Below are 21,416 nucleotides of genomic sequence, written 5' to 3' on the forward strand. Positions count from 1 at the left end.
AAATTACGAAAAATCACGCTAATGCGCAAGAAATCTTTCCGTTCTTTATTGTCTTAACCGATTTTTTGCAGTATCTTTGCGCAATTAAATGAAAAAACAGGATGATTTCGGTTGACGATTTAAGTGTGGAATTTTCGGCGCGCCCGCTCTTTTCGGGTGTCGGCTTTGTCATCAATGATCGTGACCGGATTGCGCTGGTTGGAAAGAACGGGGCAGGAAAATCAACTCTTTTGAAGATTCTATGCGGGCAGCAGCGTCCTACTTCGGGCACGGTGAATATTCCCAACGACACCACAATCGGCTATTTGCCGCAGGTGATGCGGTTGGCTGACGACACGACGGTGTGCGAAGAGGCGCGGAAAGCCTTTTCTGCGCATACCGCATTGAAGGAGCGACTCGACCGGATGGAGCGTGAGCTGTCGGAGCGGAACGACTACGACTCGCCAGACTACATGGCGCTGGTGGAGCGTTTCACTCAGGAGCACGACCGCTATCAGATGCTCGGTGCGGAGAACAACGAGGCGAAAATGGAGCGCACGCTGACGGGACTGGGATTTCTCAGGACAGATTTTGACCGTCCGACGAAAGAGTTCTCGGGCGGTTGGCGCATGCGAATCGAACTGGCGAAGATACTTCTTCAGCGCCCTGATGTGTTGTTGTTGGACGAGCCGACCAACCATCTTGATATAGAAAGCATTCAGTGGCTGGAGCAATTCCTCTCGCAGAGCGGGCAGGCTGTTGTCTTGGTGAGCCACGACAGGGCGTTCATCAACAACGTGACTAATCGGACGTTGGAAATTTCTTGCGGACAGGTCATCGACTACAAGGTGAAATACGACGAATATGTTGTCTTGAGGAAGGAGCGGCGCGAGCAGCAAATACGCGCTTATGAGAACCAGCAAAAGGAGATAGCTGATGCGAAAGAGTTCATCAATCGCTTCCGGTACAAGCCTTCGAAGGCTGTTCAGGTTCAACAGAAAATCAGGCAGTTAGAGAAAATCGTTCCAGTGGAGATTGATGAAGTGGATATGTCTGCCATTCGCCTGAAGTTTCCTCCTTGTCTGCGTAGTGGCGACTTTCCCATTATCTGCGAAGAGGTGGGAAAGAGTTATGGTGAACATGAGGTGTTTTCGGGAGTCAATCTTTCAATCCGCCGTGGCGAGAAGGTTGCCTTTGTCGGCAAAAACGGTGAGGGAAAAACCACGCTTGTGAAGTGTATCATGAACGAGATTCCCTATGTGGGCGACTTGAAAGTGGGACACAATGTACAGATAGGCTATTTTGCACAAAACCAGGCGCAGCTCTTGGACGAGTCGCTGACCGTTTTCGAGACCATCGACCGCGTGGCGAGGGGCGACGTACGCCTGCGCATCAACGATATTCTCGGCGCTTTCATGTTTGGCGGCGAGGAATCGGAGAAGAAGGTGAAGGTGCTCAGTGGCGGCGAGCGCAGTCGTTTGGCGATGATCAAGCTATTGCTGGAGCCAGTCAACCTGTTGATTCTCGACGAGCCGACCAACCATCTCGATATGGTGTCGAAGGATGTGTTGAAGGAAGCTGTCCGCGCATTCGACGGAACGGCAATCATCGTCTCGCACGACCGTGAATTTCTCGATGGGCTGGTGACGAAAGTCTTTGAGTTCTCCGGCGGGAAAGTGCGTGAGCATATTGGTGGAATCTACGATTTCCTGCAGTCGCGAAACATCCAGTCGCTCAACCAGTTGGGGCAGACCGTGCCCGTCGCGAAAGAGCAGCCGTCGCAAAAAACGGAAAAAGACACTTCGCCGAAGGAAAGCTATGCGGAGCGCAAGGAGCGACAGCGTGCGAAGAGCAAGCTGGAAAAGGCTGTCAGTCAGTCGGAAGCGAAAATTGAAGAGATGGAGAATCGCCTGAAGGAACTCGATGAAATCCTCTCTCAGCCGGAGAATGCTTCGGACATGAACCTCGTCACCGAATACACATCTACGAAACGCTGTCTGGATGAGGAGGTGGAACGCTGGGGACAACTGTCTGAAGAGCTCGAGAGCCTTGAAGGTTAGTGGAGGCTGCCGGCAGGACTGGACAGAAGAAAAGCCATTCTTTTTTTTGTGATAGTGAACGTTTTGTCGGTCCTCACCGCGCGATTGTATATTTATGCACCAGTGGAAGTTTCGGGTGCTCGCTCCTAAATATTTGTCTATCAGTATGTTAGGAAGTGCTTTCCAAAAGTTCAAATTTTAGCTTGCAAAAGTTGAACTTTTAGACGATGAAAGTTGAACTTTCAGGACGCAAAAGTTGAACTTTTGGAAAGTGAAAGTTCAACTGTATATTTATACGCCCTTTTCCGTATGTTTATGCAAAGGTGGTTTCCATGAAGAAATAGGACAATTTGGTCGATTGGACAGACTATCATTTCAAACTCCGCCGTTCGTCATTTTCTTGATGGGAAAGATGAGTTTTCTTGATGGGATTGGCTTATAATCTCGGAAATTTATTTACCTTTGCAGAGATAATGCTGAAAACTCTTTACAAACAGATAGGCGAATATAAGACCGCATCGGTTTTGACACCGCTTTTCACTTCGTTGGAAGTGGTGATGGATGTGCTGATTCCCTATGTGACGGCTCGGTTGATTGACGATGGACTGAATGCCGGCAACATGGGTGATGTGTATTTCTATGGTGCGGTGATGGTTGGAATGGCGTGTGTGAGTCTTTTGTTCGGGATACTTGCCGGCAGGTATTCGGCTTATGCGTCATCAGGTTTTGCTGCCAACTTGCGTCGGGCGATGTATCGCAACGTGCAGACCTTTTCGTTTTCCGACATCGACAAGTTTTCCACGTCGGGCTTGGTGACGCGCATGACGACGGATGTGACGAACTTGCAGAACGCCTATCAGCAGATATTACGCGTGACGGTTCGGGCTCCTTACCGTTTGGTGCTGAGCATTGTGATGTGTGTGGTAATCAATCCGCAGCTCTCGTTCATCTTTATTATTGCCACCGTGATTCTTTCTGTCTTTCTTTATCTGGTCATCAGCAGGGTGGCAAAGCTTTTCACGCAGGTGTTCCAGCAGTACGACGTGTTGAACCAGTGTGTGCAGGAGAACATATCGGGCATCCGGGTGGTAAAGGCGTTTGTGCGTGAAGACTATGAGACCTTGAAGTTCAGCCGTGCTGCTCAGGGGTTATACCGCCTGTACGTGCGTTCGGAGCGGCTGATGGCACTCAATCATCCGGTCATGAACATGGTGGTGTATGGTTGTATCATCGCCATTTCGTGGTTTGGTGCCCATCTGGTGGTGGGTGGTTCGTTGACTACGGGTGAGCTGACGTCATTGTTCACCTACGTGATGTCGATTCTGATGTCGCTGATGATGCTTTCCATGATTTTCGTGATGTTGACCATGAGTGCTGCGAGTGGGAAACGAGTGGCTGAGGTGATTGACGAGAAGGCTGACATTGTGGACCCTGAAAAGCCTGTTTACGAGCTTCAAAGCGGTGCAATAGACTTCGAAAACGTATGCTTTGCTTACCACGGGATGAGCCTGAAACAGCTGGAGAGGTTCGGTAAACTATTCGACTCGTTGCGAAAGTTGCTCGGTCAGAAAGCCCTTGAGGGTGACTATGCGTTGCGCAATATCACTCTGAGCGTGAAGTCGGGTGAGAGCATCGGCATCATTGGCGGAACGGGAAGCGGCAAGTCGTCGCTGGTCAATCTTGTCAGCCGCCTGTATGATGCGACCGAAGGAACCGTGAAGGTCGGTGGCAGGGATGTGCGGTCGTATGCCCTCGCAGCGCTCAGGAACTCAGTTTCGGTTGTGCTGCAAAAGAATGTGCTGTTCTCGGGCACGATTCTTGACAATCTCCATTGGGGAAATGCGGAGGCTACTCTGGAGCAATGCCGCGAGGCGTGTCGGTGTGCTTGTGCCGATGAGTTTATCGACCAGTTGCCCGACGGTTATGAAACGCGTGTGGAACAGGGTGGGGCGAACTTCTCCGGCGGGCAGCGTCAGCGTCTTTGCATCGCCCGTGCCTTGCTGAAGCGGCCGAAGGTGTTGATTCTTGACGATTCGACGAGTGCCTGCGACACGGCAACCGATACAAAGATACGAAAGGCATTGCGCGAGGAACTTCCTGCCATGACCAAGCTGATTATCGCCCAGCGCATCGCCAGTGTGCAGGATTGTGACCGCATTCTTGTGATGGAGAATGGACAGGTGAGTGGCTTCGACACACACGAGAGACTGCTGCAGACGAATGAACTCTATCGGGAGATTTATCAGATACAGACGGAAGACGGCGGCGATTTTGACGAGCCAGGCAGCCAGGCGAAAGGAGGTGACGAATGAGAAACGCTTTTACTCCTCATCAACGGAACAAGGTGGAAAACCTTGCAGGGGTTGACAAGAAGGGTGTCTTGTTGCGACTGACACGCTACGTGCTGAAGAATTACCGCTTCTCGTGCCTGACCGTTGCGTTCTGCATCCTCGTCACGGCAGTCACGACGTTGACGTCAACGCTCTTCACGCGGACGCTGATAGACGATTATATCGTGCCGCTCACGCAGACAGACAATCCGCAGTATGGGTCGTTGGCACAGGCACTGCTCACTCTGGGAGTCGTCTTGCTTTTCGGCGTAATATGCTCCTACACCTACAACCGCATCATGATCAACGTCACGCAAGGCACCATGCTGCGCCTGCGAAACGATATGTTTGCCCACATGCAGAAACTTCCGGTCTCCTATTTCGACGGTCGGTCGCACGGCGACGTGATGTCCACCTATACGAACGATGTCGATACGTTGCGGCAGATGATAGGGCAGAGCTTGCCGCAAGCGTTCAACTCCGTGATAACTCTGTGTGTCACGTTTGCCAGCATGATTGTGCTGAGCATACCGCTGACCCTTGTCTCGATCTTGATGGCAGTGGTGATGGGTGTGGCAACGACGCAACTCGGCAAGCGCTCGCGGCGCCACTTCACGTTGCAGCAGCAGAATATCGCGCGCGTCAATAGCTTTATTGAGGAGATGATGAGCGGGCAGAAGGTCGTGAAAGTGTTCTGCCACGAGCAGGAAGCCATCAGGGAGTTTGAGGAAATCAACGAGGAATTGCGTAAGAGTGCCTACCATGCCAACCGGATTGCCAATATCGTGATGCCAGTGAACGGTAATCTCGGCAACCTCGGTTATGTGCTGATTGCTGTTGTCGGCGCCACGCTGGCACTCTCCGGCAATTTCAGTCTTACGCTGGGTACGATTGTTTCATTCCTGACGCTGAACAAGAATTTCTCGCAGCCGATAGCCCATGTCAGTCAGCAGATTAACAGTATCATCATGGCATCGGCAGGAGCAGAGCGGGTGTTCAGGCTGTTGGATGACAGTCAGGAGCCCGACCGTGGGCATTGGACGATGAAAGACGGGTGCTGGACGGACGGGAAGACAAGCGTTCCCGTGCGTGGCGGCGTGAAGTTCGACATGGTAGATTTCAGTTATGTGCCGGAAAAACAAGTCCTTTTCGATGTGCAGATAGATGCGATGCCAGGTCAGAAAATCGCTTTTGTCGGCGGGACAGGAGCGGGAAAGACCACGATTACCAACCTCATCAACCGCTTCTATGACATCCAGGACGGGAAAATCCAATTCGACGGCATCAATATCAATGACATCCGGAAAACCGATTTGCGCAAGAGTCTGGGCATGGTGCTCCAGGAAACCCATCTGTTCAGCGGAACGGTCATCGACAATATCCGCTACGGATGTCTTGATGCGACCGACGAAGATTGTGTCAAGGCTGCAAAACTGGTAGGCGCAGACGATTTCATCCGTCGTCTGAGTAATGGCTATCTGACAGAATTGCAAGAGGGAAACAGTGCGGCTCTCAGTCAGGGCGAGCGCCAGCTGCTTGCCATTGCCCGTGCTGCCGTAGCCAATCCTCCGGTGTTGATTCTCGATGAGGCAACCAGTAGCATCGACACTTACACGGAGCGCCTCGTGCAACAAGGAATGGACTCTATCATGAAAGGGCGCACCACGTTTGTCATCGCGCATCGTCTCTCCACCGTTCGTAATGCAGACTGCATCATCGTTCTCGACCATGGGCGCATCATCGAGCAGGGAACACACGAGCAACTCATTGCCTTGCAAGGGAAATACTATCAACTCTATACAGGCGGAAGCTTGTAGGCATTGGCGAGTTTCTCCATCCCGGCATAAGAAATAAATGGATTTATTTTGCTCGGCATTAAATTTCCCACATTTCTTAGAGTAACTATGGGTACCTCTTTTTTGCAAATAGCCAAAATAAAAAAAGATAACATCGTTTTTTACTGGTGTCTGATTGCATTCTCGAAAATATTTTGTATTTTTGCGAATTAAAATAAGATATTGCATTCGTGGTTAAGAATAAAATAAAACTTTCCGAATTGCCCGAAACTACTACCGCCGACGGCGTGAAGGAGTATGGCCTCACGTCCTACGAGACGCAGATAGCCATACTGAGCCACTATCTGCACTCGTTCGACGGAAGGCAGGACATGGAGGCGCGGGTCAATCGCGATGAGATTCTGACGGCCATCCGCGACTATATTGAATACAAACGCGTCCACGACAAAAAGAATCCGATGTGGCAGGACGTGGACGATGAAGAGGTGACGAAGGCGGCAGAAAGTCCACTGGAGAATGATCTCTTCCGCGACTTTTTCGATGTGCCCTTCCCTGCGCCGGAGCATCCGAAATTTACATTCATCGACTTGTTTGCTGGAATGGGAGGTTTTCGTTTGGCAATGCAGGCACAAGGAGGAAAATGCGTATTCTCCTCGGAGTGGAATGCCTATTCACAAAAGACCTATTTCGCCAATTTTGGAGAGATGCCATTTGGAGACATTACGAAAGAATTGACGAAATCATATATACCCGAAAAGTTTGACGTTCTTTGTGCTGGTTTCCCATGCCAACCCTTTTCCATTGCCGGAGTTTCAAAGAAGAAAAGTTTGGGACGTGAGACAGGCTTCAAGGACAAGACGCAGGGCACGCTGTTCTTTGATGTTGCAGACATCATTAGTCGGCATCGCCCAAAAGCATTCTATTTGGAGAATGTTAAGAATCTTACTTCTCATGATAAGGGAAACACCTTCCGCATCATTCGCGAAACATTAGAGGAATTGAACTATTCCATTCATTACCAAGTGATGGACGGGCAGACATACGTTCCCCAGCACCGTGAGCGCATTATGATTGTTGGTTTCGACAAGAAACGTTATCATGGTGAGGAGAAGTTTGAGTTTCCCGAACAGCATGAGGCAACACGAGCTATTAAGGAAATACTTGAGCCCAATATTGACCCTAAATACACGTTGAGCGATAAGCTTTGGGCTTATTTGCAGAACTACGCCGAAAAACATCGCGCAAAGGGAAATGGTTTCGGCTATGGACTTGTTGACCTGAATGGTATTAGCAGGACGCTCAGCGCAAGATACTACAAGGATGGTTCTGAGATACTGATTCCGCAGGAAGAAGGCAAGAATCCTCGCAGATTGTCGCCTCGCGAATGTGCGCGTCTGATGGGTTATCCCGATAAATATAGGATTGACCGGGTTTCAGATGTACAAGCCTATAGGCAATGTGGTAATTCAGTTATAGTGCCGTTGATAACAGCCGTATCAGAAAGAATTATTAATACTATGGAGGAAAACTGATGATTGAAGAGAGTTTACAAGATGCTATACAATTAGTGAACGAATCTGAGTTTGCTTATTGTCATTATATTACACCTAATGATGTTGGTGAGACAGGCAGCCATCAATATGGTTTTACTTTTGCCAAACCGTGCTATAAAATGTTTTTCGATGAACCTGGCGTTAAAGGTTTAAATAAAGACGAGTTTATAGAAATAGATTGGCAAAAAGGGCTTTTTAAGACCCAAAGCCGCGCTATTTATTATGGCGTAGGAACAAGAAATGAATATCGTATCACAAGATTCGGTAGAGGTTTTGAATTCCTTCGTGACGACTACATTGGAAGTCTTCAAATAATGACAAGAAACCGAGAAGGCAATTATTGTGCGTACATATTGTCGAATCAAGACAATATAGAAGACTTTATGGACGCTTTCAGTCTTGATTTATTTAAGGGAAACCAAGTCATAGAAAGAGCCTCCATTTTATCTCCAGACGAAAGATTAAGCAATGATTTCCAAGCATTCATAGATGCCCACACTGATTTCCCAGATACCATTCAGATGGCAACATTCGTGCGTCAATGTGTAATAACAGCCAATGGTTATACAGAAAGTACCATTTCAAGCGAAGCCGATAAAGTTATATTAAAATGGATAGATGCAGAATATCAGCTATTTCGAGGGTTAGAAGAAAAAATCTATCGCCCTGTTTTTACACGACCTTTTGAGAATTGTCAAAGTCTTGTTGAGTTCTCAAATACGATTCTTAATAGAAGAAAGTCGAGAGCGGGAAAGTCATTGGAACATCATTTGGCAGAAATATTTAGTGCTTCTCATCTGAGGTTTGAAGAACAGGTAATAACTGAAAACAAGAAGAAACCAGATTTCATTTTCCCCGATGGTGAGAGTTATCACAATTTCATGTTCCCTGCAGACAAACTGACAATGCTCGGAGCCAAGACCACATGCAAAGACCGTTGGCGCCAAGTGCTTAATGAAGCTAACAGAATACCCAACAAACACTTGTTTACCTTGCAGCGTGGTGTTTCGAGAAATCAGCTTCAAGAAATGAAAGACGAGCATCTGACACTTGTTGTTCCCAAAGAAAATAAATCTTTGTTCTTGCCCGAATTTCATGAGAACATCATGTGTCTTTCAGACTTTATCGGGATGGTTCGGGAACGGCAATGTTAGTCGTGTGTTTTAATATATTATTAACATTCAGGGATTTTAGCAAAGTGTTCCATCCCGGCATAAGAAATAAATGGATTTATTTCGTTCTGCTCTCAATTTTTCGTAACGTTACATAGTTTTTCGCATAGCTCAAGGGAACTTCTCACGCTCGGAAAAACTAAATAAAATTTGGTTTTTCGCTCGCTTAATCGTAACTTTGCAAATTGAAAATGTAAACAGATAAAAAACGAAAGAATATGAAAGCATTTGTATTTCCAGGACAAGGTGCTCAGTTCTCAGGAATGGGCAAGGACTTGTATGAGAGTAATGAGTTGGCGAAAGAGTTGTTTGAAAAAGCAAACGACATTCTCGGCTATAGAATCACCGACATCATGTTCGAGGGAACGGATGAAGAACTCACTCAGACGAAGGTGACTCAGCCTGCCGTTTTCCTTCATAGTGTCATCAGTGCCTTCTGCATGGGAGAGGCATTTCAGCCGGAGATGACCGCCGGCCATTCGCTCGGGGAATTTTCTGCATTGGTGGCTGCCGGAGCGCTGAGCTTCGAAGACGGATTGAAACTTGTCTATGCACGTGCTATGGCGATGCAGAAAGCGTGCGAGATGGCACCATCGACCATGGCAGCTATCGTAGGGTTGCCCGACGAGAACGTGGAAGAGATATGCGCTGCAATCAACAGGGAAGGACATGTTGTCGTGCCGGCAAACTATAATTGTCCGGGACAGTTAGTCATCTCTGGAAACGTGGAGGCTATCAACGAGGCATGTGCGAAAATCAAGGAAGCAGGTGCCAAGCGTGCGTTGCCCTTGAAAGTGGGCGGAGCATTCCATTCCCCACTCATGCAGCCGGCAAAGGATGAGTTGCAGGCAGCTATTGAGAAGACGGAAATCAAGACACCGAAGTGTCCTGTCTATCAGAATGTGGATGGGAAACCCCATACTGACCCGCAAGAAATCAAGCAAAACCTGATAGCTCAGCTGACAAGCAGCGTGCGCTGGACACAATGCGTGCAGAATATGATTGCCGACGGTGCCGACGACTTCACGGAGTGCGGTCCTGGAAAAGCGCTGCAGGGAATGATCGGGCGCATCAATAAGGATGTGGCAGCACACGGAATCCTCTAATATCGCACGGATTAACTCATGGAAGATTCCCGTAAACTCATCATCTATCAAGCTTTCCCACGCATCTTCGGGAATCGCAATCGCACTCGGAAGAAGAACGGGACCATTGCGGAAAACGGCTGCGGAAAGCTGAATGACTTCAGTGGTGAGGTGTTGGGATTGATTCGTGATTTGGGTGTCACCCATATTTGGTACACGGGCATCATACGCCATGCTACGCAAACCGATTATACAGCCTACGGGATACCGCGCCAGCATCCTGCGATAGTCAAGGGAAAGGCTGGCTCTCCCTATGCCATTGTCGATTATTACGATATTGATCCGGATCTTGCGGTGGACGTGAGGCATCGGATGGAGGAGTTCGAGGCTTTGCTGCATCGCACTCATGAGGCAGGGATGAAGGTGATTATCGATTTCGTTCCCAACCATGTGGCTCGTGAATATCACTCCGTGACCAAGCCGGCAGGCATTCGTGATTTGGGGGAAAACGAGGACGTGACCGTTCATTTCTCACCGAACAATAATTTTTACTATTATCCCAACCAGCCGTTGGCTCCGCAATTCAATGTGGATGACTACAGAGAGTTTCCGGCAAAGGCGACGGGAAACGATTGTTTCAGCGTGCATCCCACGCAAAATGATTGGTATGAGACCGTCAAGCTCAACTATGCTGCCGGCACAGAACTGCAAAACGAAAAGCCCGACACATGGCTGAAAATGCGGGAGATATTGCATTTCTGGGCATCAAAAGGAGTGGACGGCTTCCGTTGTGACATGGCAGAGATGGTTCCGGAAGAGTTTTGGAAATGGGTCATCAGTGATCTGAAAGGAAATTTCCCGCATCTGATTATCATCGGAGAGGTCTATCAGCCGGTGCGCTATCAGGGTTTCTTAGAGGCAGGGTTCGACTATCTCTACGACAAAGTGGGCATGTATAATTGCCTGCGCAACGTCGTTTGTGGCAGACAGCCGTCGGCAGCCATCACGGGAGAGTGGCAAGCCACCGACCACATCCGCACACACATGCTCTATTTCCTGGAAAACCATGACGAGCAGCGGTTGGCATCTCCCTTCTTTGCTGGTAGTCCGCAGAAGGCTTTTCCCGCCTTGTTGGTGGCTACCATGTTGGGAAAGAATCCTTTCATGCTCTACAACGGGCAGGAATATGGGGAGCAGGGAATGGATACGGAGGGTTTCAGTGGCGAGGACGGGCGCACTTCCATCTTCGACTATTGGAGTCTGGACACACTCATAACCGGCTATTTCGAACGGGAGAAACAGACAGAAGAGCAAAAGCAACTTGCGCATTTCTATCGCCACATCTTTCATCTTGCGCAACAAGAAAAAGCGGTGACGAAGGGAAAAATGTTCGACCTGATGTATGTCAACCCGCAGCTTGGCAGTCAGCAGTTCGCTTTCCTTAGAAAAGAGGGCAGGGAGATGCTGCTCGTTGTTGCCAATTTCTCTGAACGGGCGATACGCACCGAAGTGTTTATACCGCAACATGCCATCGACTACATGCAGATACGGGGAAGGCATTTCCACGCCGTTGACCTGCTGACGGAAGAACAACGCAACTTCGAACTTCAGGCAGACGCTATGGTAAAAATGGAAATCCCTGCCTTGTCAGGAAGAGTATGGAAAATGACAGACCAAAAATAGATACCAGGAATGAAAGACGAAGACTATCTGTTCAATGACCACAACAAGGAAGAATTTCCTCCGGCACACACGGCTGAGCACTTGCTGAACCAACTGATGGTGCGGATGTTCGGTTGTGAGCGGTCGCGCAATGCACACATCGAGCGCAAGAAGAGTAAAATCAGCTATGTTGTTGACCATAAGCCCGACAGGAAAGAGGAGCGGGAAATAGAGCGGCGCATGAACGAACTGATAGCCGAAGACCTGCCGGTGACTTTCGAATATGTGACGAGAGATGAGCTCCCCGATGAGGTTGATGCCGACCGTTTGCCCGAAGATGCCAGCGACACTATACGCTTGGTGAGAATAGGCGACTTCGACGTATGCCCGTGCATCGGAAAGCACGTCCGTTCAACCTCGCAAATCGGGAAGTTCGAGATGTTGGGAACCAATTGGGATAACGATACACGTACGTTCAGAATACGATTCAAAATCATTCAATAAGGCGTTAACACATTTTATTATATAGTGGAGGACAGTTCCCTTTTTGCCTACTCACTACCTCCTATATGCCTCCTATGTAACTCCTATATTTTTTGAGTTTGTATTTATTAACAAACAATGTGTAGATACTTTTTCGGAAAATGTTTATCTTTGCAACATATAACCCTAATCATAAATACTGAAACAATGAAAAAATTATTGACACTAATGGCTATTGCAATGACATCAATGGCAGTCTCGGCGCAAAATCAGCCGGGAATCAAACCTGAGAACATGGACAAAACCGTGAAGCCGCAGGACGACTTCTACATGTATGCGACGGGAGGATGGCAGAAACGCAATCCGCTCCCTGCTGCCTATTCACGGTTCGGTAGCTTCGACCAGCTGCAGGAGGACAACAACAAGCGCATCAATTCTATTCTGGATGAGCTTCAGAAAAAGAAATTTGCGGAGGGAACGACAGAGCGCAAACTCTCTGATTTCTACAAACTGGCAATGGATGCTGAACGTCGGAACAAAGAGGGAATTGCACCCGTGAAGCCTTTGTTGGACGAGATGGAAGAAGCCGATACGAAAGACGACCTGTTCAAAATCCAGAAGAAATATGCCGTCTTTGGATATGGTGTTCCATTCGGTTCGGGATTTAGCGCAGATGCTAAAAACGTGACGATGAATATCTTCCACGTGAGTCAGGGCGGTCTTACACTCGGACAGAAAGACTACTACCTAAACAACGACGAGGCAACGGTAAAGATTCGTGAAGCATACAAAAAGCACATCGTGAAGATGTTTAAACTCTTCGGATTCGATGAAGATGATGCCATTGAAAAGCGTGATGCCATTTTCCGCTACGAGACGGCTCTGGCACTGATTTCGAAGAGTCGCACCGAGTTGCGCGACCCGCAGTCGAACTACAACAAGATGACGCTGAAGGAATTCCAGACAAACTATCCGAACATTCCGCTCGAGGTATTGGCTAATGCCGAGGGCGTGAAGAGCGAGTATATTCAGGAAATGATTGTGGGACAGCCCAAATTCATGGAAGGACTCGACAAACTGTCGGCAGCACTCAACGCAGACGACCTGAAGGCTTACATGCAGTGGGATGTGATTACCAGTTCGGCATCGCTGCTCTCTGACGATATTCGTGAAGCCAACTTCGAATTCTTCGGAAAGACCATGTCGGGACGGAAAGAGGATTATCCGCTCTGGAAGCGTGCAACCAACAGCGTGCAAAGTGTTATGGGAGAGGCTCTCGGAAAAATGTATTGCGACCGCTACTTCCCGGCTTCTTCAAAGAAAATCATGGAGCAGCTTGTTAAGAACCTCCAGATTGCACTGGGCGAGCGTATCGATGCACAGAAATGGATGGGAGCAGAGACAAAAGCCAACGCACACAAGAAGTTGAGCACTTTCTACGTTAAGATTGGCTATCCCAACAAATGGCGCGACTACTCCTCGCTGCAAATCAATCCGCAGAAATCTTATTATGAAAACGTAATGGCTTGTCGCCAATGGAGAAACAATTTGCACATTGCCGAAAAGGCAGGTAAGCCGGTTGACCGTGACGAGTGGTACATGACACCGCAGACCGTCAATGCATACTACAATCCGACGACCAACGAAATCTGCTTCCCGGCTGGCATTCTCCAGTATCCGTTCTTCGACCCGAAGGCTGACGAGGCATTCAACTATGGAGCAATCGGTGTCGTTATCGGACACGAAATGACGCACGGATTTGACGACAAAGGTCGCCAATTCGACTCGGAAGGCTATATGAAGGACTGGTGGACAGCAGAAGATGCCAAGGGATTTGAGGAGCGTGCAGAAATGTATGCCAACTTCTTCTCGAACATCAAGGTGCTGCCCGACCTGAATGCCAATGGACACTTCACGCTCGGCGAAAACCTGGCTGACCACGGCGGACTGCAAGTGGCATGGTATGGATACAAGAACGCAACAGCCAAGAAACCGCTGAAAGTGAAGGATGGACTGACTGGCGACCAGCGCTTCTTCATCGCTTACGCCGGCGTGTGGGGACAGAACATTACCGAGCAGGAAATCCGCAACCGCGTGAAGACCGACCCGCACTCTCTGGGCGAATGGCGAGTAAACGGTGCGCTGCCACACGTTGATATGTGGTACGAAGCATTCGGCGTGAAAGAAGGCGACAAGATGTTTATCCCGAAAGAGCAGCGTCTTGACCTTTGGTAAGCAATCAGATTGCAGTTCTGACGGCAATTCATGAAGAATTGATTTGCCTTTGACTGAATATCACCATGAAATAATGCCCCTGAAACATGAGTGTTCGCCATGTTTCAGGGGCATTTTCTTTTTGTCTCTCCAACCAAATTCACTGAATTTGATGACCAATTTCACTGAATTTGGTAATCAATTTCAGTGAATTTGTTTTTTTAATGTTGAACTTTTATGTGGCAAATCAACTTGATTTGGTTTGTGGAAGAACAAATACTGAGTCCCGGCTTGTGTTCAACGGATTCATGGAAATAAAAAAACCGCCGAACTATCGTCCGGCGGTCGTTTTTCTCGAATTGAGTCGTAGGATTACTCCTTAACTTCTTCAACAGCCTCTTCAACAACTGCTGCTGCTGAGTCAACAACTTCCTCAACTGCGTTTGTGTCAACAACTTCCTCAACTGCTGTTGTGTCAACAGGAGCTTCAGTCTTCTTTGTCTGATCACAAGATGTTGCTGCGAAAGAGATAGCTGCGAAAGCTACAACTGCAAAAACTAATTTTTTCATTTTCTTTTCTTTTTAAATCTGTAAAACAATCATGTTTATTAAAACGTTGCAAAGGTAAATATTTTTTTGATACACCGCTCTTTTTTTTCGTTTTTTTTTATGTTTTATGTGTAACTTTTTTATAAACTGTTGATATACAGTATTTTGCAAATAGATAATATTTGTTAATTTTATTAATATTTTCCGTTTTTTTCTGGCAAAAAGTGGCAAAAAGTGATTTTTGGTGGTGGCAAAATAGGTAGGTTCGTTTCTGAAATCCAATAATATTGCTTACCTTTGTGTCGTATTTACGGCGAAAGCGGTGACGAAACAATAATCAAAAGATGATAGATTCTTCGGCTTTTCAAGGCAAGACGGCAGCCTATTACACATTGGGCTGCAAGCTGAATTTCTCCGAGACATCCACCTTCGGGAAACTGCTTCAGGAGATGGGGGTGCGTACGGTCCGGCAAGGCGAGCAGGCAGATATTTGTCTGATCAATACTTGCTCGGTGACCGATGTGGCTGACCGCAAGTGTCGGCAGATTATCAGGCGGATGGTGCGCCAACATCCGGGAGCGTTCGTGGTCGTTACGGGGTGTTATGCCCAGTTGGAACCCGAACAGGTGAGCCGGATGGACGGTGTCGATTTGGTGCTTGGTTCGGATGAGAAGCAGCATCTGGTGCAATTCCTTTCAGACGCATGGGTGATGAAAGAGGAACGGCAAGTAGGAGAAGGGCAGGAGAGGGAGAGTCTGCATCTTTGTCATTCCGTCAAGTCGAAAGATATCAAGTCGTTTGCACCGAGTTGTTCTCGCGGCAATCGCACCCGCTATTTTCTGAAAGTGCAGGACGGATGCAATTATTTCTGCACCTATTGCACGATACCTTATGCGCGTGGATTCAGTCGCAATCCTTCTGTTACCTCCTTGGTTGAGCAGGCAGAACAGGCGGCGCGCGAGGGAGGGAAGGAGATTGTGCTCACGGGAGTGAATATCGGTGACTTCGGGCGCACGACGAACGAAACTTTTCTCGATTTGGTAAAGGCTTTGGATGGTGTGGAAGGCATACAGCGTTTCCGCATCAGCAGCCTGGAGCCCGATTTGCTTTCCGACGAACTGATTGACTATTGTGCAGCGAGCCGCGCCTTCATGCCGCATTTTCATATACCGTTGCAGAGCGGTTCGGATGCTGTGCTGAAACTGATGCACCGCCGATACGACACCGCTTTGTTCGCGCATAAGATTCAGCGGATAAAGGAACGTATGCCCGATGCTTTTATTGGAGTGGACGTGATGGTTGGAACGCGGGGCGAGGAACCGGCTTTTTTTGAGGAGACATACGAATTCCTGCGCTCGCTGGATGTGACCCAGTTGCATGTGTTCCCATATAGTGAACGTCCCGGAACTGCAGCATTGAAGATTCCCCACGTGGTCTCAGAAGCCGATAAGCGCCAAAGAAGTCATCGCTTGCTTGAGCTGTCCGATGAAAAGACGCATGCTTTTTATGAAAAGCATATTGGGCAGACGGCAGAAGTGTTGTTCGAAAAAGCTGTTCGGGGAAAGGCGATGCATGGGTTTACGAGAAATTACGTCAGAGTGGAGTTGCCGCCGGCAGAGGCTGATGAAGCGTATGATAACCAGTTGCTGCAGGTGAGGCTGGGGGATTTCAACCGTGGCGGTGATGCCCTGAGAGCTGTAATAATATAAAATGTATGAAGCGAGTTGCGATTGTTATACTGAACTGGAACGGCAGGAAGATGCTTGCCGAGTATCTGCCGTCCGTGCTCGACTATTCGCGGGCTGATGCCGATATCTATGTGGCAGACAATGCGTCAACCGACGATTCCGTGGACTTCCTTCAGCAGCATTATGCTTCGGAGGTCAAGCTGATTCGGTTGGAGAAAAACTGGGGCTTTGCCGAAGGATATAATCGGGCTTTGGCAGAGATAGATGCCGAGTATCTTGTGTTGCTGAACAGCGATGTCGAGGTGACACATCATTGGCTGACTCCCCTGATTGAATTCATGGATAGCCATGAGGAAGTGGCGGCATGCCAGCCGAAACTCCTTTCACTGACTGACAAAGATTTCTTTGAGTATGCCGGTGCCTCAGGCGGATTCATCGACCGTTATGGATATCCGTTTTGTCGCGGTCGCATATTCGACACCTTGGAGGAAGACAACGGGCAGTACGACTATCGGCAGGAAATTTTCTGGGCAACAGGCGCATGCCTGTTCATCCGCGCAAAAGACTATGCGGATGTCGGTGGATTGGATGCACGTTTCTTCGCCCATAATGAAGAGATAGACCTTTGCTGGCGCCTGAGGTTGCGCGGACGGAAGATATATTGCATTCCGGAGAGTGTGGTCTATCATTTAGGAGGCGGCAGCTTGCCGAAGGGCAATCCGATGAAAACCTTCCTGAATTTCCGGAATAACCTGACGATGCTCTATAAAAATCTTCCCGAAAGTGAGCTGAGGCATGTGATGCGCTGGCGGTGGTTCCTGGATTATCTGGCAGCATGGAAGATGCTTTTGTTGGATCGGAACGTCGGGGAGTTCAAGGCGGTATATCGCGCCCGACGGGCATTCAAGGCATGGCGAAAAGATTTTTCCGCTGACCGTGAGCAGATTCAACAGCGTAGGGCAGAGGGAACGGCAATGGGGATGTATGCCCATTCCATCCTTTGGCAATATTATGTAAAAGGAAATCATCATTTCTCGAAATTAGTTGAGAAATGATTCGTTTATGAAGTGTTTTTTGTTGAATTATCAAAAAAAAAGAAGAATAAATAACAAAACACGACAATTTCGCAAAAAAAAATGATAAATTATTTGTGAGTTTCAAAAAATATATCTATATTTGCACCGTTATCCTGAATACAATCTTTTTACCTTTAAAAAGCTAATACCTATTGAGATGAAACGCCTCCTCTGTGAAGAACGGGCGTTTCTTTTTTATTTATAGGTACTTACGCTCCTTTGGAAAGTCGGTTGGATGGCGCTATGTGCAGGCTATTTGATACCTCTCTCATTAAGTGCTTTGGCATATTTTGCCGCATTGGCGAGATGCTCCTGATAGGTGGCTGCAAAGTTATGCGTGCCACTGAGGTCTTCCTTTGCGCACATGTAGAGATAGTCATGCTTGTCATAGTTGAGCACGGCATCGATGCCGGCAATCGTCGGAATGCGAATCGGTCCGGGAGGCAGTCCGGCGTTGAGATAAGTGTTGTACGGGCTTTGTGTGCGCAACATATTTGTGTAGATGCGTTTCAGTTCGAAGCGCTTCAATGCGAATTTGATGGTTGGGTCAGCCTGCAGGGGCATTCCGTCGGGATATTCGCTGTTGCGAAGCATGAGTCGGTTATAGTATAATCCTGCAATCACCGGTTTTTCTGCATCGTTGGACGTCTCTTCGTCAACGATACTTGCCAGCGTAATGACTTCTTTATGTGTGAGTCCCATGTCCTTAGCTTTCTGTGTTCTTGCCTTTGTCCAGAACTTCTTGCTTTCCTTCTGCATCCGTTCCAGAAATTTTTCTATCGGCATATTCCAAAATACTTCATACGTATTTGGAATGAACATGCAGGCAATGGTCGTCGTGTCATATCCCAGTTTCTCGCAGACGTTCTGACTGCTCAAAGCCCGATAGAGTGAAAGGCTGTCCACCATCATTTTCTTCGAGATGGTTCCGGCGAGTCGGTCCATCGTGCGCACACATGGGATAACCAGCATGACGGGTTCTTGTATTCCGTTTTTCAGTTTGCGGAAGGTTGTGAATGCACTCTCTCCGGGCTTGATGGCATATCGTCCGGTCCGTATATGCTCATCGTATTGGCTGTGACGCACAAGTGTCCGGAAACCCGTCATTCCCTTGTTTGTTGCGACGGGTTGGAGTTGCGCATAGACAGAATCGATGTTGTCATCTTCATCTATATATATATAATGTGTATCTTTCCCACTTGTAAGTGAAGTGAAGAAATAGTAGTAAATGATACCGGCAATCAATATCGCAATGGTTCCTAATGCGACAAGGATGCGTCTCTTTTTATTTTTCATGTTTTTGTCTTTTAGCTTGGTTCGATTTGTTGTTCCTTTTTCTGTTCCTGTCGTTCCGTCCTTTTCCCCTTGAGTAGTGTGTGCGCTTTTTCTCGGGTTGAGCTTTATACTCCGGAGCGTCGCCCATGCCCTCGGGCAATGGGAGTTTTGTGACGACGTGGTGCATGAATTTCTCTATTGCCATGAACTTTCCGATGTCTGCACCTCGCACGAAAGTGATGGCTTGCCCGGCTTGGTCTGCCCGTGCCGTTCGTCCGATGCGGTGTATGTAGTCTTCGGCATCATGCGGAACGTCGTAGTTGATGACGGTCGCGATGTTGTCAATATCAATGCCCCTGGCAACGATGTCGGTTGCAACGAGCACGTCAATATGGCGGTTCTTGAATCTGTGCATCACATCGTCGCGTTGTGACTGCTGCAGGTCGGCATGCATCTCGTCGCTGTTAATCTCCATCCGCCTTAAAGAGCGGTTGATTTCTTTCACCTTGACTTTTGAACTGGAGAAGATAATAACCCGTTTCAATTGGTTGTCTTTAAACAGATGCTCGATGATTCCAAGTTTCTGGCTCTCATGGCAGACATAGGCTGTTTGGCTGATTTTCTCTGCGGGTTGGCTGACTGCAATTTTTATCTCGACAGGATTCTTCAGCATATTCTTTGCCAGCATTCCAATCTTGTCGGGCATAGTAGCGGAGAACATGACTGTCTGACAGGTGTCAGGCAACAGTTTCTTTATTTTCAGGATATCATCATAAAAGCCCATGTCCAGCATCCGGTCGGCTTCGTCGAGCACGCAGAAAGAGACGCGCGACAGGTCGGCGTGTCCCATTTTGAGATGGCTCAGGAACCTTCCCGGTGTAGCGATGATAATCTCTGCGCCCAGACTCAGTCCTTTTGTCTCTTGGTCAAACCGTGTGCCGTCGTTGCCGCCATAGACAGCTACGCTGCTGACATCATCCAGATAGTAGCCGAACCCCTGCATGGCTTGGTCTATTTGCTGCGCCAATTCGCGTGTAGGGCTCATGATGATACAGTTGATGGCATCTTTAGGATAATATCCGTCGTCCAGCAGACTGAGGATGGGAAGGAGATAGGCGGCAGTCTTCCCTGTGCCGGTTTGGGCTATTCCCATTACATCACGGCCATCGAGAATCTGCGGAATACATTTCTCCTGTATGGGTGTGCATTCTTCGAACCTCATGTCGTCGAGTGCATCCAAAATATTTGGGTTGAGATTCAGTTCATCAAAATACATCGTTCATCTTTTTTTAATTGGGTGCATTACGATAACAGAAATAGGCAATGATGGCAAACAGGATGTTCGGAAGCCATGCTGCGAGCATTGCCGGCCATCCGGAATTGATGGCAAAGGTTGACGATACGGTCTGAAGCAGGATATAGGCGAAACTCAATGCCAATCCGATTCCCAGATATAAGCCCATGCCGCCTTTACGCTTGCGGGCAGAGAGCGAGAGACCGATAATGGTTAGGATGAATGATGCGAACGAGGAGGCTATGCGCTTGTGATATTCCACCTCATATTGCACGACATTTCCTGAGCCCCTGCTCTGTTGCTTGCTGATATATTCTCTGAGTTGCGGACTGGTGAACGTCTCCTGCTGTCCTTTCGAATAAACCAAGTCGGTAGGTTCCATCTGAATAACGGTATCCATGACGGTGCCACTGGTGATTTTCTCACGAAGTCCGTGCAGGCTTCTGATTTTCCAGTTGCGTGCTTTCCAGTGGTACTTGCTTTCGGAGATGGTATCGTATTGAATTTCCGTTGCTGTCATGTGTTGGACAAGCTTTTTGTTCTCAAACTTGTCCAGACAGAATCCGTATCCCCGTTTGTGGTTATCGTCGTAGTGCTGGATGTAGGCAATCACGCCGTTTCCTACTTGCAGCTGCACATTCTCGGCAGCAGTATTCCTTTTCTTATTTTTGTACATCGCCTCGAAGTTCTGCCTGATAACCGTTCCGTGCGGGATGACGTATGCGCCAAGATAGAAAGTGACGAGTGATATCAGTACACAGGAAATCATATATGGACGCATGATTCGCTTGAACGAAATGCCTGAGGCGAGCATGGAAATGATTTCAGAGTTCCCTGCCAGTTTTGAGGTGAAGAAAATAACGGCGATAAAGACAAACAACGGGCTGAAAAGGTTGGCAAAGTAGGGAACGAAATTTGCATAGTAATCGAGTGCGATAGCCCGGAAAGGCGCATGGTATTGCGTGAATTTGGCAAGATTCTCGTTTACGTCGAAGACGATGGAGATAGAGATAATCAAGATAATAGAGAATATATAGGTCCCAATGAACTTCTTGATGATGTACCAATCCAACCGCTTGATGTATCTTCGGGGATTGAGCCATCCCAAGTGTGTCTTGCACCAATTGGTAAGAACGGGAATCCACGTCAGACGTTCTTTGATATGTCTGCCGTTTTCCTGCAACCGATGGAGTGCATCGTTCATTTTTGTTCCCATTCCTT

14 protein-coding genes and 1 pseudogene are annotated in these 21,416 nt (G+C 48.1%); 11 read left to right on the forward strand and 4 right to left on the reverse strand.

What is annotated here, in order from left to right:
• Positions 1 to 101: 101 nt before the first annotated feature.
• The 9 genes from GRF55_RS04575 to GRF55_RS04615 all read left to right on the forward strand — a co-directional run bounded on the left by GRF55_RS04575 (position 102) and on the right by GRF55_RS04615 (position 14,334).
• Complete coding sequence (locus GRF55_RS04575) at positions 102 to 2,039, forward strand: ABC-F family ATP-binding cassette domain-containing protein (protein WP_220369352.1); 1,938 nt, start codon at positions 102 to 104, stop codon at positions 2,037 to 2,039.
• A 452-nt stretch (positions 2,040 to 2,491) separates the two neighbouring features.
• Complete coding sequence (locus GRF55_RS04580) at positions 2,492 to 4,330, forward strand: ABC transporter ATP-binding protein (RefSeq protein ID WP_220369353.1); 1,839 nt, start codon at positions 2,492 to 2,494, stop codon at positions 4,328 to 4,330.
• Entirely contained in the window at positions 4,327 to 6,165 is a 1,839-nt protein-coding gene (locus GRF55_RS04585; RefSeq protein ID WP_220369354.1) for an ABC transporter ATP-binding protein, read from the forward strand. Before GRF55_RS04580 ends, GRF55_RS04585 begins: the two co-directional genes overlap by 4 nt.
• Before the next feature lie 209 nt (positions 6,166 to 6,374).
• Complete coding sequence (gene dcm / locus GRF55_RS04590) at positions 6,375 to 7,676, forward strand: DNA (cytosine-5-)-methyltransferase (protein WP_370626750.1); 1,302 nt, start codon at positions 6,375 to 6,377, stop codon at positions 7,674 to 7,676.
• The gene (locus GRF55_RS04595; RefSeq protein WP_220369355.1) at positions 7,676 to 8,851 is read left to right on the forward strand and encodes a type II restriction endonuclease; all 1,176 of its coding nucleotides are present in this window, start codon (positions 7,676 to 7,678) and stop codon (positions 8,849 to 8,851) included. The genes dcm and GRF55_RS04595 overlap by 1 nt, the downstream gene beginning before the upstream one ends.
• Before the next feature lie 236 nt (positions 8,852 to 9,087).
• A complete protein-coding gene (fabD, locus tag GRF55_RS04600) occupies positions 9,088 to 9,975 on the forward strand; it encodes an ACP S-malonyltransferase (RefSeq protein WP_220369356.1) in 888 nt (295 codons plus the stop codon).
• Between the two features lie 18 nt (positions 9,976 to 9,993).
• Complete coding sequence (locus GRF55_RS04605) at positions 9,994 to 11,637, forward strand: alpha-amylase family protein (RefSeq protein WP_220369357.1); 1,644 nt, start codon at positions 9,994 to 9,996, stop codon at positions 11,635 to 11,637.
• Positions 11,638 to 11,646: 9 nt separating this feature from the next.
• Complete coding sequence (locus GRF55_RS11810) at positions 11,647 to 12,120, forward strand: hypothetical protein (protein ID WP_220369358.1); 474 nt, start codon at positions 11,647 to 11,649, stop codon at positions 12,118 to 12,120.
• Between the two features lie 228 nt (positions 12,121 to 12,348).
• Entirely contained in the window at positions 12,349 to 14,334 is a 1,986-nt protein-coding gene (locus GRF55_RS04615; RefSeq protein WP_370626758.1) for a M13 family metallopeptidase, read from the forward strand.
• Between the two features lie 351 nt (positions 14,335 to 14,685).
• Here the strand turns inward: GRF55_RS04615 and GRF55_RS04620 are convergent, their stop codons facing one another.
• Positions 14,686 to 14,883 (reverse strand): hypothetical protein, encoded by a 198-nt coding sequence (locus GRF55_RS04620; RefSeq protein ID WP_220369360.1) that lies wholly within the window; start codon positions 14,881 to 14,883, stop codon positions 14,686 to 14,688.
• Positions 14,884 to 15,206: 323 nt separating this feature from the next.
• Here GRF55_RS04620 and mtaB point away from each other — a divergent pair, with 323 nt between their 5' ends.
• Both mtaB and GRF55_RS04630 read left to right on the forward strand, forming a co-directional pair.
• On the forward strand, positions 15,207 to 16,571 hold the full coding sequence (gene mtaB / locus GRF55_RS04625; protein WP_220369361.1) for a tRNA (N(6)-L-threonylcarbamoyladenosine(37)-C(2))-methylthiotransferase MtaB: 1,365 nt from the start codon (positions 15,207 to 15,209) through the stop codon (positions 16,569 to 16,571).
• Between the two features lie 5 nt (positions 16,572 to 16,576).
• Entirely contained in the window at positions 16,577 to 17,605 is a 1,029-nt protein-coding gene (locus tag GRF55_RS04630) for a glycosyltransferase family 2 protein (protein ID WP_220369362.1), read from the forward strand.
• Between the two features lie 273 nt (positions 17,606 to 17,878).
• Here the strand turns inward: GRF55_RS04630 and mltG are convergent, their stop codons facing one another.
• From mltG to GRF55_RS04645, 3 genes and pseudogenes are all read right to left on the reverse strand, one after another.
• Positions 17,879 to 18,922 carry an endolytic transglycosylase MltG gene (gene mltG, locus GRF55_RS04635; protein ID WP_220369363.1) on the reverse strand — a complete coding sequence of 348 codons (1,044 nt, stop codon included), beginning with the start codon at positions 18,920 to 18,922 and terminating at the stop codon, positions 17,879 to 17,881.
• Positions 18,915 to 20,177: pseudogene (locus tag GRF55_RS04640) on the reverse strand (DEAD/DEAH box helicase); the annotation flags it as partial. The pseudogene GRF55_RS04640 and the gene mltG, both read right to left, overlap by 8 nt.
• Positions 20,178 to 20,190: 13 nt before the next feature.
• A complete protein-coding gene (locus GRF55_RS04645; RefSeq protein WP_255563839.1) occupies positions 20,191 to 21,411 on the reverse strand; it encodes an LptF/LptG family permease in 1,221 nt (406 codons plus the stop codon).
• Positions 21,412 to 21,416: the final 5 nt, after the last annotated feature.

The sequence above is a fragment of the Prevotella sp. Rep29 genome (assembly GCF_019551475.1).
Taxonomy (GTDB): domain Bacteria; phylum Bacteroidota; class Bacteroidia; order Bacteroidales; family Bacteroidaceae; genus Prevotella.

Bases quoted from the DNA above. Each gene is read 5' to 3' on its own strand.
- GRF55_RS04630 (WP_220369362.1), top strand. From the start codon at position 16,577: ATGAAGCGAGTTGCGATTGTTATACTGAACTGGAACGGCAGGAAGATG.
- GRF55_RS11810 (WP_220369358.1), top strand. From the start codon at position 11,647: ATGAAAGACGAAGACTATCTGTTCAATGACCACAACAAGGAAGAATTT.
- GRF55_RS04615 (WP_370626758.1), top strand. From the start codon at position 12,349: ATGGCAGTCTCGGCGCAAAATCAGCCGGGAATCAAACCTGAGAACATG.
- fabD (WP_220369356.1), top strand. From the start codon at position 9,088: ATGAAAGCATTTGTATTTCCAGGACAAGGTGCTCAGTTCTCAGGAATG.
- GRF55_RS04605 (WP_220369357.1), top strand. From the start codon at position 9,994: ATGGAAGATTCCCGTAAACTCATCATCTATCAAGCTTTCCCACGCATC.
- mtaB (WP_220369361.1), top strand. From the start codon at position 15,207: ATGATAGATTCTTCGGCTTTTCAAGGCAAGACGGCAGCCTATTACACA.
- GRF55_RS04595 (WP_220369355.1), top strand. From the start codon at position 7,676: ATGATTGAAGAGAGTTTACAAGATGCTATACAATTAGTGAACGAATCT.
- GRF55_RS04620 (WP_220369360.1), bottom strand. From the start codon at position 14,883: ATGAAAAAATTAGTTTTTGCAGTTGTAGCTTTCGCAGCTATCTCTTTC.
- GRF55_RS04575 (WP_220369352.1), top strand. From the start codon at position 102: ATGATTTCGGTTGACGATTTAAGTGTGGAATTTTCGGCGCGCCCGCTC.
- GRF55_RS04585 (WP_220369354.1), top strand. From the start codon at position 4,327: ATGAGAAACGCTTTTACTCCTCATCAACGGAACAAGGTGGAAAACCTT.
- GRF55_RS04580 (WP_220369353.1), top strand. From the start codon at position 2,492: ATGCTGAAAACTCTTTACAAACAGATAGGCGAATATAAGACCGCATCG.
- GRF55_RS04645 (WP_255563839.1), bottom strand. From the start codon at position 21,411: ATGGGAACAAAAATGAACGATGCACTCCATCGGTTGCAGGAAAACGGC.
- mltG (WP_220369363.1), bottom strand. From the start codon at position 18,922: ATGAAAAATAAAAAGAGACGCATCCTTGTCGCATTAGGAACCATTGCG.